Annotated in this window: 24 protein-coding genes; all 24 read left to right on the top strand. The window is 67.8% G+C overall.

What is annotated here, in order from left to right:
* Positions 1-81: 81 nt before the first annotated feature.
* The 24 genes from CI089_RS04890 (at position 82) to map (ending at position 13,869) form a co-directional block, all read left to right on the top strand.
* A complete protein-coding gene (locus tag CI089_RS04890) occupies positions 82-1,038 on the top strand; it encodes a hypothetical protein (protein ID WP_094260498.1) in 957 nt (318 codons plus the stop codon).
* Positions 1,039-1,517: 479 nt separating this feature from the next.
* Complete coding sequence (gene rpsJ / locus CI089_RS04885; protein WP_017201594.1) at positions 1,518-1,826, top strand: 30S ribosomal protein S10; 309 nt, start codon at positions 1,518-1,520, stop codon at positions 1,824-1,826.
* 8 nt (positions 1,827-1,834) lie between these two features.
* Positions 1,835-2,494 (top strand): 50S ribosomal protein L3, encoded by a 660-nt coding sequence (rplC, locus tag CI089_RS04880; RefSeq protein WP_023954036.1) that lies wholly within the window; start codon positions 1,835-1,837, stop codon positions 2,492-2,494.
* A gap of 2 nt (positions 2,495-2,496) precedes the next feature.
* Positions 2,497-3,159 carry a 50S ribosomal protein L4 gene (gene rplD, locus CI089_RS04875; RefSeq protein WP_023954038.1) on the top strand — a complete coding sequence of 221 codons (663 nt, stop codon included), beginning with the start codon at positions 2,497-2,499 and terminating at the stop codon, positions 3,157-3,159.
* Complete coding sequence (rplW, locus tag CI089_RS04870; protein ID WP_023954040.1) at positions 3,156-3,455, top strand: 50S ribosomal protein L23; 300 nt, start codon at positions 3,156-3,158, stop codon at positions 3,453-3,455. Before rplD ends, rplW begins: the two co-directional genes overlap by 4 nt.
* Positions 3,456-3,479: 24 nt before the next feature.
* A complete protein-coding gene (gene rplB, locus CI089_RS04865; protein WP_023954042.1) occupies positions 3,480-4,319 on the top strand; it encodes a 50S ribosomal protein L2 in 840 nt (279 codons plus the stop codon).
* Positions 4,320-4,331: 12 nt separating this feature from the next.
* Positions 4,332-4,613: a 30S ribosomal protein S19 gene (gene rpsS / locus CI089_RS04860; protein ID WP_023954043.1), complete on the top strand. Its 282-nt coding sequence runs from the start codon at positions 4,332-4,334 to the stop codon at positions 4,611-4,613.
* Between the two features lie 38 nt (positions 4,614-4,651).
* Positions 4,652-5,050, top strand: a complete 399-nt coding sequence (gene rplV, locus CI089_RS04855) for a 50S ribosomal protein L22 (RefSeq protein WP_036304774.1) — start codon at positions 4,652-4,654, stop codon at positions 5,048-5,050.
* The gene (gene rpsC, locus CI089_RS04850; RefSeq protein ID WP_023954045.1) at positions 5,050-5,808 is read left to right on the top strand and encodes a 30S ribosomal protein S3; all 759 of its coding nucleotides are present in this window, start codon (positions 5,050-5,052) and stop codon (positions 5,806-5,808) included. Before rplV ends, rpsC begins: the two co-directional genes overlap by 1 nt.
* Entirely contained in the window at positions 5,808-6,227 is a 420-nt protein-coding gene (rplP, locus tag CI089_RS04845; protein WP_023954047.1) for a 50S ribosomal protein L16, read from the top strand. The genes rpsC and rplP overlap by 1 nt, the downstream gene beginning before the upstream one ends.
* Positions 6,227-6,535 carry a 50S ribosomal protein L29 gene (gene rpmC / locus CI089_RS04840; RefSeq protein WP_023954048.1) on the top strand — a complete coding sequence of 103 codons (309 nt, stop codon included), beginning with the start codon at positions 6,227-6,229 and terminating at the stop codon, positions 6,533-6,535. The genes rplP and rpmC overlap by 1 nt, the downstream gene beginning before the upstream one ends.
* Positions 6,535-6,864 (top strand): 30S ribosomal protein S17, encoded by a 330-nt coding sequence (gene rpsQ / locus CI089_RS04835; protein WP_023954049.1) that lies wholly within the window; start codon positions 6,535-6,537, stop codon positions 6,862-6,864. The genes rpmC and rpsQ overlap by 1 nt, the downstream gene beginning before the upstream one ends.
* A 4-nt stretch (positions 6,865-6,868) precedes the next feature.
* Entirely contained in the window at positions 6,869-7,237 is a 369-nt protein-coding gene (gene rplN / locus CI089_RS04830) for a 50S ribosomal protein L14 (protein ID WP_023954050.1), read from the top strand.
* Positions 7,238-7,239: 2 nt separating this feature from the next.
* Entirely contained in the window at positions 7,240-7,599 is a 360-nt protein-coding gene (rplX, locus tag CI089_RS04825; RefSeq protein WP_023954051.1) for a 50S ribosomal protein L24, read from the top strand.
* Between the two features lie 2 nt (positions 7,600-7,601).
* Positions 7,602-8,192, top strand: a complete 591-nt coding sequence (gene rplE, locus CI089_RS04820) for a 50S ribosomal protein L5 (protein ID WP_023954052.1) — start codon at positions 7,602-7,604, stop codon at positions 8,190-8,192.
* Between the two features lie 133 nt (positions 8,193-8,325).
* Positions 8,326-8,724: a 30S ribosomal protein S8 gene (gene rpsH / locus CI089_RS04815; protein WP_094260497.1), complete on the top strand. Its 399-nt coding sequence runs from the start codon at positions 8,326-8,328 to the stop codon at positions 8,722-8,724.
* Between the two features lie 4 nt (positions 8,725-8,728).
* The gene (gene rplF, locus CI089_RS04810; protein WP_023954056.1) at positions 8,729-9,265 is read left to right on the top strand and encodes a 50S ribosomal protein L6; all 537 of its coding nucleotides are present in this window, start codon (positions 8,729-8,731) and stop codon (positions 9,263-9,265) included.
* A 2-nt stretch (positions 9,266-9,267) separates the two neighbouring features.
* Positions 9,268-9,627 (top strand): 50S ribosomal protein L18, encoded by a 360-nt coding sequence (gene rplR, locus CI089_RS04805; RefSeq protein ID WP_023954058.1) that lies wholly within the window; start codon positions 9,268-9,270, stop codon positions 9,625-9,627.
* Positions 9,624-10,322, top strand: coding sequence for a 30S ribosomal protein S5 (gene rpsE / locus CI089_RS04800; protein ID WP_370877338.1), 699 nt, complete (start codon positions 9,624-9,626; stop codon positions 10,320-10,322). The genes rplR and rpsE overlap by 4 nt, the downstream gene beginning before the upstream one ends.
* A complete protein-coding gene (gene rpmD / locus CI089_RS16385) occupies positions 10,322-10,507 on the top strand; it encodes a 50S ribosomal protein L30 (protein WP_023954062.1) in 186 nt (61 codons plus the stop codon). The genes rpsE and rpmD overlap by 1 nt, the downstream gene beginning before the upstream one ends.
* A complete protein-coding gene (gene rplO / locus CI089_RS04795) occupies positions 10,507-10,998 on the top strand; it encodes a 50S ribosomal protein L15 (RefSeq protein ID WP_023954063.1) in 492 nt (163 codons plus the stop codon). The genes rpmD and rplO overlap by 1 nt, the downstream gene beginning before the upstream one ends.
* 131 nt (positions 10,999-11,129) lie before the next feature.
* Positions 11,130-12,455, top strand: coding sequence for a preprotein translocase subunit SecY (secY, locus tag CI089_RS04790; protein ID WP_023954067.1), 1,326 nt, complete (start codon positions 11,130-11,132; stop codon positions 12,453-12,455).
* The gene (locus CI089_RS04785) at positions 12,452-13,039 is read left to right on the top strand and encodes an adenylate kinase (RefSeq protein WP_094260496.1); all 588 of its coding nucleotides are present in this window, start codon (positions 12,452-12,454) and stop codon (positions 13,037-13,039) included. The genes secY and CI089_RS04785 overlap by 4 nt, the downstream gene beginning before the upstream one ends.
* Positions 13,036-13,869, top strand: a complete 834-nt coding sequence (gene map / locus CI089_RS04780) for a type I methionyl aminopeptidase (RefSeq protein ID WP_179223228.1) — start codon at positions 13,036-13,038, stop codon at positions 13,867-13,869. The genes CI089_RS04785 and map overlap by 4 nt, the downstream gene beginning before the upstream one ends.
* Positions 13,870-13,879 lie beyond the last annotated feature (10 nt).

The following is a 13,879-nucleotide window of genomic DNA, read 5'->3' as shown; positions in this document are numbered from 1 at the left end:
CCGGGGCGCGAGGGGCGCGGGCGTCCACGGGGTGTGCGGTGCCGGGGATGCGGGGCGGGTGCGGGCGGGCACCGTGGGGGAGTGACCGAGCGCGACGAACTGATCCTCCGGGGCGATGCACGTGTGCGCGGCGAGACCGCGACCCTCGAGCGTGCCGCCCGGGCGGGAGAGCTCGTGCGCGTGCGGCGGGGCGTCTACGTTCCGGCAGCGCGCTGGGCGGCTGCGCGGCCGGAGGAGCGGATGCGGCTGCGCGCGCACGCCCTCGCCGCGGTGGCGAGCCGCGAGCCGGTCTTCTCGCACGCCACCGCCGCCGCGCTGCACGGGCTGCCGGTCCACCGCGGTGATGACGGGCGCGTGCACACGCTCGAGGTCGGCGCGGCGCCGGCCCCGAGCCGCAGTGATGTTGTCCGACACCGGCACGACGTCTCGGCCGCGGACATCACCGCGGTCGGCTCGCTCCGTGCGACGGATCTCGCCCGGACGCTCTTCGACGTGCTGTGCGCAGAGTCGGCGGAGACCGCGACGGCTGCGATGGACGCCGCGTTGCGGTCGGTCGCGTGGCGCGGGCGGGGTATGTACGACGACGACGCAGCCGAGACGCTCTCCGCGGCGGTGGCAGCGCACATCGAGCGCGCGCCCGGTGCCCGCGGCATCCGGCGTGCGCGCTTCGTCGCCGCCATCGCCGACGGCCGGGCGCAGCTGCCGGGGGAGAGCATCAGCCGGCTGTGGATGCGGCAGCTCGGCGCCGCGCAGCCTGTCCTCCAGCATCCCGTCGCGATCGGCGGCGGCCGGTGGGCGTTCCTCGACTTCGCGTGGCCGCGGCTGCGGCGCTTCGGCGAGTTCGACGGCGACGGCAAGTACCTCGATCCCGCGCTCACCGCGGGTCGCTCACCCCGCGACGTGCTGCGCGCCCAGCGCGAGCGCGAGAGCCGCATCGTCGCGGCGACCGGGTGGACCCCGGTGCGCTGGGGCTGGGAGCACCTCGCATCCCGCCCCACGTTCGCCGCGTTCCTCCGCTCCCACGGCCTCCTGCGCTGAACACGATCCGGCGCCGCGAGGGCGCACCGTCGCCGCGAGGGTGCACCATAGAAGGTGCGTGGCCGCGGGGCGGGTACGTGCTCGGCGGGCCCGCCGCGACGGCGCCGGGCGCGACGCGGATATCGCGACACGCCCGGGTTTGCGACACGCCCGGGCGGCACGTAGACTATTCAGGTTCCACATTCCGATGGGTGCCCAGCATCCCGGATCACTGTCACGAGAGTGCATAGGCGGCGCGCAGCGCAGAGTCCTAGGCCGCGGGCAGATGAACATCGAACCCCACACCGACCTGGAGACAGGATGCGCGCGTGCGCGCACGGTGCGGAACCGCGGGGCGACCCGCGGGTTTGACATCAGAACAGTGGTGCAGCATCACCGCCCTGGCGGTGAGAAGTGCCCGGCGCAGACCGCGCCACCGGGCGTCCAATGCGCTCGCGACCAGCGAGACGTAAGACGCGATAAAGAGAGTGAGCAGACAAATGGCGGGACAGAAGATCCGCATTCGCCTGAAGTCGTACGACCACGAGGTCATCGACACCTCGGCACGCAAGATCGTCGACACCGTGACCCGTGCGGGCGCGACTGTCGTCGGACCCGTGCCGCTGCCGACCGAGAAGAACGTCGTGTGCGTCATCCGGTCGCCCCACAAGTACAAGGACAGCCGCGAGCACTTCGAGATGCGCACCCACAAGCGTCTGATCGACATCGTCGACCCGACGCCCAAGGCTGTCGACTCGCTCATGCGACTCGACCTCCCGGCCGACGTCAACATCGAGATCAAGCTCTGAGGTTCGACATGGCTGACATCAACTCCAAGGTTTCCAAGGGCCTCCTCGGCACCAAGCTCGGCATGACCCAGGTCTGGAACGAGCAGGGCAAGCTCGTCCCCGTCACGGTCATCGAGATCGCGCCGAACGTGGTCACCCAGGTCCGTACGCCCGAGAAGGACGGCTACTCCGCCGTCCAGATCGCTGCCGGCCAGATCGACCCCCGCAAGGTCAACAAGCCCCTCACGGCCCACTTCGAGGCCGCCGGCGTGACCCCGCGTCGCCACCTCACCGAGGTGCGCACGGCGGATGCCGCTGACTACTCACTCGGTCAGGAGCTCACCGCCGGTGACACGTTCGAGGCCGGCCAGCTGGTCGACGTCGTCGGCACCAGCAAGGGCAAGGGCACCGCGGGTGTCATGAAGCGCCACAACTTCAAGGGCGTCTCGGCCTCGCACGGTGCGCACCGCAACCACCGCAAGCCCGGTTCCATCGGTGCCTCGTCGACGCCCAGCCGCGTCTTCAAGGGCATGCGCATGGCCGGCCGCATGGGTGGCGAGCGCGTGACCGTCCTCAACCTCACGGTGCACGCCGTCGACGCCGAGAAGGGTCTGCTGCTCGTCAAGGGCGCCGTCCCCGGTGCACGCGGCCGCATCGTCTACGTCCGCAACGCTGTGAAGGGTGCCTGATCATGGCTGACTCGACTCTCGCGCTCGACGTCCGGAGCGCCTCCGGCAAGAAGGCCGGCTCCGTGGAGCTGCCCGCCGCGCTCTTCGACGTCAAGACCAACGTTCCCCTCATCCACCAGGTCGTCGTCGCGCAGCTCGCGGCGGCTCGCCAGGGCACCCACTCGACCAAGCGTCGCGGTGAGGTCTCGGGCGCCGGCCGCAAGCCCTTCAAGCAGAAGGGCACGGGTAACGCCCGTCAGGGCTCGATCCGCGCGCCGCACATGACCGGTGGTGGCATCGTGCACGGCCCCAAGCCGCGCAACTACTCGCAGCGCACCCCCAAGAAGATGGTCGCCGCCGCACTCCTCGGAGCGCTCAGCGACCGTGCTCGCGGCCAGCGTCTGCACATCGTCGACTCGTTCGGTGTCGAGGGCACGCCCTCGACCAAGGCTGCTGCGGCGGTTCTGACCGGCCTCGGCGCCACGAAGAACGTCCTCGTGGTCATCGAGCGCGGTGACGAGATCACCGTCAAGAGCGTGCGCAACCTCGCGTACGTCCACGTGCTGACGTTCGACCAGCTCAACGCCTACGACGTGCTCGTCTCGGACGACCTCGTCTTCACCAAGGCCGCCTACGACGCGTTCGTCGCGTCCAAGGCCGGCGCCACCGAGGAGGTCTCGGCATGACCGCCGTCAACAAGGACCCGCGCGACATCATCCTGAAGCCGGTCGTCTCCGAGAAGAGCTACGGGCTCATCGACGAGGGCAAGTACACGTTCCTCGTGGACCCCCGTGCGTCGAAGACCGAGATCAAGCTCGCGATCGAGAAGATCTTCGGCGTCAAGGTCGCAGCGGTCAACACGCTCAACCGCGCGGGCAAGTCCCGTCGCACCCGCTTCGGCACCGGCAAGCGCAAGGACACCAAGCGCGCCATCGTCACCCTGAAGTCGGGCACCATCGACATCTTCACGGCAGTCGGCTGACGGTCGGGATAGAGGACAACGAACATGGCTATTCGCAAGTACAAGCCCACGACCCCGGGTCGCCGCGGTTCGTCGGTGGCCGACTTCGCCGAGATCACCCGATCGACGCCCGAGAAGTCGCTCCTCCGCCCGATCGCCAAGACCGGTGGCCGTAACAACCAGGGCCGCATCACGACGCGTCACATCGGTGGTGGCCACAAGCGCCAGTACCGCGTGATCGACTTCCGTCGCAACGACAAGGACGGCGTCAACGCCAAGGTCGCTCACATCGAGTACGACCCCAACCGCACCGCGCGCATCGCGCTGCTGCACTACTTCGACGGCGAGAAGCGCTACATCATCGCCCCGAACAAGCTCCAGCAGGGCGACATCGTCGAGTCGGGTGCCGGCGCCGACATCAAGCCCGGCAACAACCTGCCGCTGCGCAACATCCCGACCGGTACGGTCATCCACGCCATCGAGCTCCGCCCCGGCGGCGGCGCGAAGATGGCCCGCTCGGCCGGCGCCAGCGTGCGTCTGGTCGCGAAGGACGGCCCCTACGCCCAGCTGCGTCTGCCCTCGGGCGAGATCCGCAACGTCGATGCGCGCTGCCGCGCGACCATCGGCGAGGTCGGCAACGCCGAGCAGTCGAACATCAACTGGGGCAAGGCCGGCCGCAAGCGCTGGAAGGGCGTTCGCCCGACGGTTCGTGGTGTCGCCATGAACCCGGTCGACCACCCGCACGGTGGTGGTGAGGGCAAGACGTCCGGTGGACGTCACCCCGTCACTCCCTGGGGCCAGGCTGAGGGTCGCACCCGCCACCCCAACAAGGAGAGCGACAAGTACATCGTCCGCCGTCGCAACGCCGGCAAGAAGCGCAAGTAGGAGTAGAGGAAGATGCCTCGCAGCCTGAAGAAGGGCCCCTTCGTCGACGAGCACCTGCTTCGCAAGGTGGTCGCGCAGAACGAAGCCGGCTCCAAGAACGTCATCAAGACCTGGTCGCGCCGTTCGATGATCATCCCGGCCATGCTCGGCCACACGATCGCCGTGCACGACGGACGCAAGCACATCCCCGTGTTCGTGTCCGAGACCATGGTCGGCCACAAGCTGGGCGAATTCGCGCCCACCCGCACCTTCCGCGGCCACGTGAAGGACGACAAGAAGGGCCGCCGCCGCTGACGCGGGGGCAGTTCCAGAGAGGACAGAGGAGGAGAGACATGGTGGAATCCACCGCGCGCGTGAAGCACATCCGCGTGACCCCTCAGAAGGCTCGTCGTGTCGTCGCGCTCATCAAGGGCAAGCAGGCTCAGGAGGCACTCGCCATCCTGAAGTTCGCTCCCCAGAGCGCCAGCGAGCCGATCTACAAGCTCGTCGCCTCGGCCGTCGCGAACGCTCGCGTCAAGGCCGACAAGGACAACGAGTTCCTGGACGATGCAGACCTGTACGTGAAGAACGCGTACGTCGACGAGGGCACGACGCTCAAGCGTTTCCAGCCCCGCGCCCAGGGTCGTGCCTTCCAGATCAAGAAGCGCACGAGCCACATCACGGTCGTGCTGTCGACGCCGGAGAACGCGGATGCCGCGGCCGCCGGTACGAGCAAGAAGGCGAGCAAGTAATGGGACAGAAAGTCAACCCGTACGGCTTCCGCCTCGGCATCACCACGGACCACGTGTCGCGTTGGTTCTCGGACTCGACCAAGCCGGGCCAGCGTTACGCCGACTACGTCGCCGAGGACATCAAGATCCGCCGTCTGCTGACCACGTCGCTCGACCGCGCCGGTGTCAGCAACATCGAGATCGAGCGCACCCGTGACCGCGTCCGCGTCGACATCCACACCGCCCGCCCGGGCATCGTGATCGGTCGTCGTGGCGCCGAGGCCGAGCGCATCCGCGCCGACCTCGAGAAGCTCACCGGCAAGCAGATCCAGCTCAACATCCTCGAGGTCAAGAACCCCGAGGCCGACGCCCAGCTCGTCGCGCAGGGCATCGCCGAGCAGCTCTCGGCTCGTGTGGCGTTCCGCCGCGCGATGCGCAAGGGTCTGCAGGGCGCGCAGCGCGCCGGTGCCAAGGGCATCCGGATCCAGGTCTCGGGCCGTCTCGGCGGCGCGGAGATGAGCCGCTCGGAGTTCTACCGCGAGGGCCGCGTGCCCCTGCACACGCTCCGCGCGAACATCGACTACGGCTTCTACGAGGCCAAGACCACCTTCGGCCGCATCGGCGTGAAGGTCTGGATCTACAAGGGCGACCTGACGGCCAAGGAGCTCGCTCGCGAGCAGGCCAACGCGCCGAAGACCTCGCGCGGTCGCGACGACCGCGGTGACCGCCGCCGCGGTCCCCGCAACGAGGCCCCCGTGGCAGAAGGAGCGTCGGCCTGATGCTTATCCCCCGTAAGGTCAAGTACCGCAAGCAGCACCACCCCAAGCGCGATGGCCAGGCCACCGGCGGCACGAAGGTCTCCTTCGGCGAGTTCGGGATCCAGGCACTCACGCCCGCTTACGTGACCAACCGTCAGATCGAGTCCGCTCGTATCGCCATGACGCGTCACATCAAGCGTGGCGGCAAGGTGTGGATCAACGTCTACCCCGACCGTCCGCTCACCAAGAAGCCCGCCGAAACCCGCATGGGTTCGGGTAAGGGCTCGCCGGAGTGGTGGGTCGCCAACGTCAAGCCGGGTCGCGTCCTCTTCGAGGTCGCCGGAGTCAACGAGGAGCTCGCTCGCGAGGCCCTGACCCGTGCCATTCACAAGCTGCCGCTGAAGGCACGCATCATCAAGCGCGAGGAGGGCGACGCGTAATGGCTGTCGGCACCAAGACGCTCGCCCCGAGCGAGCTCGACACGTTCGAAGACCAGCGCCTCGTCGAGGAGCTGCGCAAGGCCAAGGAAGAGCTGTTCAACCTGCGCTTCCAGTCGGCCACCGGCCAGCTCGAGAGCCACGGCCGCATCCGTGCGGTCAAGCGCGACATCGCGCGGCTCTACACGGTGATCCGCGAGCGCGAGCTCGGCATCCGTGCCACGCCCGTCGCGGAGGCGCCGAAGGCGAAGAAGACCAAGGCCAAGAAGGCGGATGACGCCACCGAGGCCGCGAAGGAAGAGACCGAGTAATGGCTACCGACAAGAACGCCGCTGAGGCTGTCGCCGAGGGCCACGAGCACGGCGAGCACGACGTCCGCGACCCGCAGGCCCGCGGTTACCGCAAGGCTCGTCGCGGCTACGTCGTGAGCGACAAGATGGACAAGACGATCGTCGTCGAGGTCGAGGACCGCGTGAAGCACCCGCTCTACGGCAAGGTCATCCGCCGCACGTCGAAGGTCAAGGCCCACGACGAGGCCAACACCGCCGGCATCGGCGACCTCGTCCTCATCAACGAGACTCGCCCGCTGAGCGCCACCAAGCGCTGGCGTCTGGTCGAGGTCCTCGAGAAGGCGAAGTGATCTCATGATTCAGACCGAATCCCGCCTCAAGGTCGCCGACAACACCGGCGCCAAGGAGCTGCTCACCATCCGCGTGCTCGGCGGCTCCGCCCGCCGGTACGCCGGACTGGGCGACATCATCGTCGCCACCGTCAAGGACGCGATCCCCGGTGGCAACGTCAAGAAGGGTGATGTCGTCAAGGCCGTCATCGTCCGCACCGTCAAGCAGACGCGCCGTCCCGACGGCTCGTACATCAAGTTCGACGAGAACGCCGCCGTCATCCTGAAGAACGACGGGGAGCCCCGCGGCACCCGCATCTTCGGACCGGTCGGTCGTGAGCTTCGCGACAAGAAGTTCATGAAGATCGTCTCGCTCGCCCCGGAGGTCATCTGATCATGGCGAACATCAAGAAGGGTGACCTGGTTCAGGTCATCACGGGCGCCAAGCCCGAGCGCGGCGGCGACCGCGGCAAGCAGGGCAAGGTCCTCGAGGTCCTCGTCGAGCAGAACCGCGTCATCGTCGAGGGCGTCAACTACGCCACCAAGCACACCCGCGTCGGCCAGACGCAGCGTGGCACCAAGACGGGTGGCATCGAGACCATCGAGGCCCCCATCCACATCTCGAACGTCCAGCTCGTGGACCCCGAGACGAAGAAGCCGACCCGCGTCGGTCACCGCGTCGAGGAGAAGACGAAGGACGGCGTGAAGCGCACCGTCCGCGTGCGTTACGCGAAGAAGAGCGGCAAGGACCTCTGAATATGAGCAGCACCACTGCCGCGGCGGCTGGCAAGATCCAGCCCCGCCTGAAGCAGAAGTACCAGAGCGAGATCAAGAAGGCTCTGCAGGACGAGTTCGGCTACGCCAACGTCATGCAGATCCCCGGTCTCGTGAAGGTCGTCGTGAACACCGGTGTCGGCGAGGCAGCTCGCGACAGCAAGGTGATCGACGGCGCCGTGGACGACCTGACGAAGATCACGGGTCAGAAGCCGATCGTCACGAAGGCCCGCAAGTCCATCGCGCAGTTCAAGCTGCGCGAGGGCCAGGCCATCGGCGCGCACGTCACCCTCCGCGGTGACCGTGCGTGGGAGTTCATCGACCGTCTCGTGAACCTCGCGCTGCCCCGCATCCGCGACTTCCGCGGTCTGTCGCCCAAGCAGTTCGACGGTCACGGCAACTACACCTTCGGTCTGCAGGAGCAGGCGGTCTTCCACGAGATCAACCAGGACCGGATCGACCGCGTCCGCGGTTTCGACATCACGATCGTCACCACGGCGAAGACGGATGACGAGGGACGCTCGCTGCTCCGCCAGCTGGGCTTCCCGTTCAAGTCGGACGACGCTCAGGCGTAATCCGGTACAATCGATCGTTCGGCCTCGGGGCATGCTCCGGGGCCGAACGACTGCACAACTGAATATGGACATTCATCGAAGGTCGCCTGTCGTGTAACGGCAGTCGAAACCTCATGATCGAAGGAACACACCTATGACGATGACAGACCCGGTCGCAGATATGCTGACCCGTCTGCGCAACGCGAACTCGGCGCACCACGACTCCGTGTCGCTCCCGAGCTCGAAGCTCAAGACCAACATCGCCGAGATCCTCAAGCAGGAGGGCTACATCTCCGGCTGGGAGGTCACCGATGCCCGCGTCGGCCAGACCCTCACCATGACGCTGAAGTACGGCCCCAACCGCGAGCGGTCGATCGCCGGCATCAAGCGCGTCTCCAAGCCCGGTCTCCGCGTGTACGCGAAGTCGACCGAGCTGCCCACGGTCCTCGGTGGCCTGGGCGTCGCGATCCTGTCCACCTCCTCTGGCCTCCTCACGGACCGCCAGGCCGAGTCGAAGGGCGTCGGCGGGGAAGTCCTCGCCTACGTGTGGTGATCTGATGTCGCGTATTGGACGTCTTCCCATTGACATCCCTGCCGGTGTGACCGTCGAGGTCACCGGACAGGACGTCCTCGTCAAGGGCCCCAAGGGCGAGCTGCGACTGACGGTCGCCAAGCCCATCGAGGCCAAGGTCGAGGAGAACCAGGTTCTCGTCACCCGTCCGGACGACGAGCGCGAGTCGCGTGCCCTGCACGGCCTGACCCGCACCCTGATCAACAACAACATCATCGGCGTGACCCAGGGCTACACCAAGGGTCTCGAGGTCGTCGGCACCGGTTACCGCGTCGCCCAGAAGGGCTCGTCCGTCGAGTTCGCTCTCGGCTTCTCGCACCCCGTCACCGTCGAGGCACCCGCCGGCATCACCCTGACCGTCGAGGGCAACAACAAGCTCACGGTCAGCGGCATCGACAAGCAGGCGGTCGGCGAGACCGCGGCCAACATCCGCAAGATCCGCAAGCCCGAGCCCTACAAGGGCAAGGGTGTGCGGTACGCGGGCGAGGTCGTCCGCCGCAAGGCCGGAAAGGCTGGTAAGTAAGCATGGCTGTGAAGAGCAAGTCCGACGCGCGTGCGCGTCGTCACGCCCGCCTTCGCAAGAAGATCGTGGGCACCGAGGCCCGGCCGCGCCTGGTCGTGACCCGCTCGGCCCGCCACGTCTTCGTGCAGCTCGTCGACGACGCCAAGGGCCACACCGTGGCTTCGGCGTCGACCCTCGAGGCCGACCTGCGCACGTTCGACGGTGACAAGACCGCCAAGGCCCGCAAGGTCGGCGAGCTCGTCGCCGAGCGCGCCAAGGCCGCCGGCGTCGCAGACGTCGTGTTCGACCGCGGTGGCAACCGCTACGCGGGCCGTGTCGCAGCGATCGCCGAAGGCGCTCGCGAGGGAGGTCTGAACCTGTGAGCGATGCAGTGACCAACAACAACGGAGAGAACCCTGTGACCGAACAGGCTACGACCGAGCAGGCCGCCGGCACCGCTCCCGTCGAGCGCGAGGCCCGCGAGCCCCGCCGCGGCAGCCGCGAGCGCAACAACAACCGCGACCGCGGTTCGCGCGACGCCGACAAGAGCCAGTTCCTGGAGCGCGTCGTCACGATCAACCGCGTCTCGAAGGTCGTCAAGGGTGGTCGTCGCTTCAGCTTCACCGCTCTCGTCGTCGTCGGCGACGGCAACGGTCTGGTCGGCGTCGGCTACGGCAAGGCGCGTGAGGTCCCCCTCGCCATCTCGAAGGGTGTCGAAGAGGCCAAGCGCAACTTCTTCCGCGTTCCCCGCACCGGCTCGACCATCCCGCACCCCGTGCAGGGTGAGGCAGCCGCCGGCGTGGTGCTCCTGCGCCCCGCCGCCGCCGGTACCGGTGTTATCGCCGGTGGTCCCGTCCGCGCCGTGCTCGAGTGCGCCGGTATCCACGACGTCCTGTCGAAGTCGCTCGGCTCGTCGAACACGATCAACATCGTGCACGCGACCGTCGAGGCACTGAAGCAGCTCGAGGAGCCCCGTGCGGTCGCCGCACGCCGTGGCCTGGACTTCGACCAGGTCGCACCGGCTCGTCTCGTGCGCGCTGAGGCCGAGGCGAACGCCGCACAGAAGGTAGGTGCCTGATGGCCGCTCGACTGAAGGTCACCCAGGTCAAGTCCAAGGTGAGCGAGAAGCAGAACCAGCGCGACACGCTGCGTTCGCTGGGTCTCAAGCGGATCGGCGACTCGGTCGTCCGTCCCGACGACGCGCAGACGCGCGGCTACGTCAAGACCGTCGCGCACCTCGTGAAGGTTGAGGAGATCGACTGATGGCTGAGAAGAAGGACGACAAGAAGGCGAAGGCCGAGACCACGGCCGCTCGCCCCGGTGTGCTGAAGGTGCACCACCTGCGTCCGGTCCCCGGATCCAACACCGCGAAGACCCGTGTCGGTCGCGGTGAGGGCTCCAAGGGCAAGACGGCGGGCCGCGGTACCAAGGGTACGAAGGCTCGCTACCAGGTCAAGGTGGGCTTCGAGGGCGGCCAGATGCCGCTCCACATGCGCACCCCCAAGCTGCGCGGGTTCAAGAACCCGTTCCGCGTCGAGTACCAGGTCGTGAACCTGGACAAGCTCGCGGAGCTGTACCCGCAGGGCGGCGACGTCACCATCAGCGACCTGGTCGCCAAGGGTGCCGTCCGCAAGAACGAGAAGGTCAAGGTGCTCGGCACCGGCGACATCTCGGTGGCGCTGAACGTGTCGGTCGACAAGGTCTCGGGCTCTGCCGAGCAGAAGATCGTCGCAGCCGGCGGTTCCATCAAGTAATTCGCCAGCGAGGGCCGGAGTTCGCTCCGGCCCTCGCTTCGTCGTATCCGAGGCGCGCCTGCGAACGGCCTGGGATACCCTGGTTGACGGTGTCTTCCCGAGACGCCGCCCATCCCTTGGGAGGAATCCACTTGTTCAGCGCCATTGCGCGGGTCTTCCGCACTCCGGATCTCCGGCGGAAGATCGGCTTCACCCTGGCGATCATCGCCATCTACCGCCTGGGCGCCCACGTCCCGACGCCGTTCGTGAACTTCCCGAACGTGCAGAGCTGTCTCGATCAGAGCGGGACGGCGCAGGGCCTGCTGTCGCTCGTGAACCTGTTCTCGGGCGGCGCTCTGCTGCAGCTGTCGATCTTCGCGCTCGGCGTGATGCCCTACATCACCGCGACGATCATCGTGCAGCTGCTGCGCGTCGTCATCCCGCACTTCGAGACCCTCTACAAGGAGGGCCAGTCGGGCCAGGCGAAGCTCACGCAGTACACCCGCTACCTCACGATCGCCCTGGCGCTGCTGCAGTCCACGACGCTCGTCACGGTCGCGCGCTCGGGTCAGCTGATCCCCGTGACCGGTGTCCCCGAGTGCGCGCAGCTGGTGACGTCGGAGGCCTGGTACGCGCAGCTCCTGATGATCATCACGATGACCGCCGGCACGGGCCTCATCATGTGGTTCGCCGAGCTCGTCACCGAGCGCGGCGTCGGCAACGGCATGTCGATCCTCATCTTCACCTCGATCGCGGCGACGTTCCCCGCGGCCCTGTGGTCGATCGCGGTCGCGCGCGGCTTCGAGGTCTTCCTCCTCGTCCTGGCGGTCGGCATCGTCGTCGTCGCCCTCGTCGTCTTCGTCGAGCAGTCGCAGCGGCGCATCCCCGTCCAGTACGCCAAGCGCATGGTGGGCCGCCGCACGTACGGCGGCACGAACACGTACATCCCGATCAAGGTCAACATGGCCGGTGTCGTGCCGGTCATCTTCGCCTCGTCGCTGCTGTACATCCCCGCGCTCATCGCGCAGTTCAACCAGAACCCGGATGCCGACGGCAACGTCCCGGGCTGGGTCGCGTGGATCCAGCAGTACTTCACGACCGGCGACCACCCGCTCTACATGGCGGTGTACTTCCTGCTGATCATCGGCTTCACGTACTTCTACGTCGCGATCACGTTCAACCCGGTCGACGTCGCCGACAACATGAAGAAGTACGGCGGCTTCATCCCCGGCATCCGTGCCGGCCGTCCCACGGCGGAGTACCTCGACTACGTCCTCACCCGCATCACCGCTCCCGGCTCGATCTACCTGGGTCTCATCGCCCTGCTTCCGCTGATCGCGCTCGCGACGGTCGGTGCGAACCAGAACTTCCCGTTCGGCGGCGCATCGATCCTCATCATCGTGGGCGTCGGTCTCGAGACGGTGAAGCAGATCGACGCGCAGCTCCAGCAGCGCCACTACGAAGGGTTGCTGCGATGACGGCTGCACGCCTCCTGATCGTCGGGCCGCAGGGCTCGGGCAAGGGCACTCAGGGAGTGCGCATCGCCGAGGCGCTCGGCGTGCCCGCCGTCTCGACGGGCGACGTCTTCCGGGCGAACGTCAAAGAGGGCACCGAGCTCGGCCAGCAGGTCAAGGCGATCATCGACGCCGGCGACCTGGTGCCCGACGAGCTGACGAGCGCGATCGTGCGCGACCGGCTCGCGCAGGATGACGCCGCCGGCGGGTTCCTGCTCGACGGCTACCCCCGCAACCTCGCCCAGGTGGCCGACCTCGACGCGTTCCTGCGCGGCCGCGGTGAAGAGCTGACGGGTGTCATCGAGCTCGTCGTGCCCCGTGAGGAGTCGATCGCGCGGCTGTCCAAGCGCGCCGCGGAGCAGGGCCGCGAGGACGACAACGAGGAGTCCATCGCCAAGCGACTCTCGATCTACGAGAACGAGACCGCGCCGATCCTCGACGTGTTCCGCGAGCGCGGCATCGTCGACCAGATCGACGGCGTCGGCTCGCTCGACGAGATCACCGAGCGGATCACCGCGGCGCTGACCGCCCGCGGCATCACGGCGTGATCGGCCGCCGCTCCATCTACAAGTCGCCCGCGCAGCTGCAGGCGATGGTCGAGCCGGGCCTCATCACGGCCGCGGCGCTGCAGGCGGTGCGCGAGCATGTCGCGCCCGGCGTGACCACCCTCGAGCTCGACGCCATCGCGGCCGACGTGATCCGCTCCCGCGGCGCGGAGTCGAACTTCCAGCTCGTGCGCGGGTACCGCCACACGGTGTGCGCATCGGTCAACGAGCAGGTCGTGCACGGCATCCCCGGCTCGCGCCCGCTCGAGCCCGGCGACATCCTGTCGATCGACGCCGGTGCGCAGTTCCGCGGCTGGAACGGCGACTCAGCGTTCACGATCGTCATCCCCGATCCCGAGCGGCCCGAGCTCGTCGCCGCGCGGGAGCGGCTGTCGCAGGTCACCGAGGAGTCGCTGTGGGCGGGAATCGCCGCGATGGCGAACGCGAAGCGCATCGGCGAGATCGGCGACGCGATCCAGACCTCGATCGAGGCGTCCGGTGAGGGCTACGGCATCCTGCGCGACTACGTCGGGCACGGCATCGGCCGCAAGATGCACGAGGCGCCGTCGGTGTTCAACTACCGCGTCGCCGACCTCGGTCCCGAGGTGAAGCCCGGTCTCGTGCTCGCGATCGAGCCCATGGTCGTGGCCGGCTCGGAGGAGACCTTCACCGAGGACGACGACTGGACCGTGTCGACGATCGACGGCTCGGACGGCTCCCATTGGGAACATAGCGTCGCGGTGCATGATGGGGGCATCTGGGTTCTCACGGCGCCCGACGGTGGCGCCGCGGGGCTTGCTCCGTATGGAATCGTGCCGACGGAAATCGGCTGAGGAGAGAAGT

The organism is Microbacterium sp. Yaish 1, from assembly GCF_002245215.1.
Taxonomy (GTDB): domain Bacteria; phylum Actinomycetota; class Actinomycetes; order Actinomycetales; family Microbacteriaceae; genus Microbacterium.
This window is presented reverse-complemented; position numbering and strand designations above follow the sequence as displayed.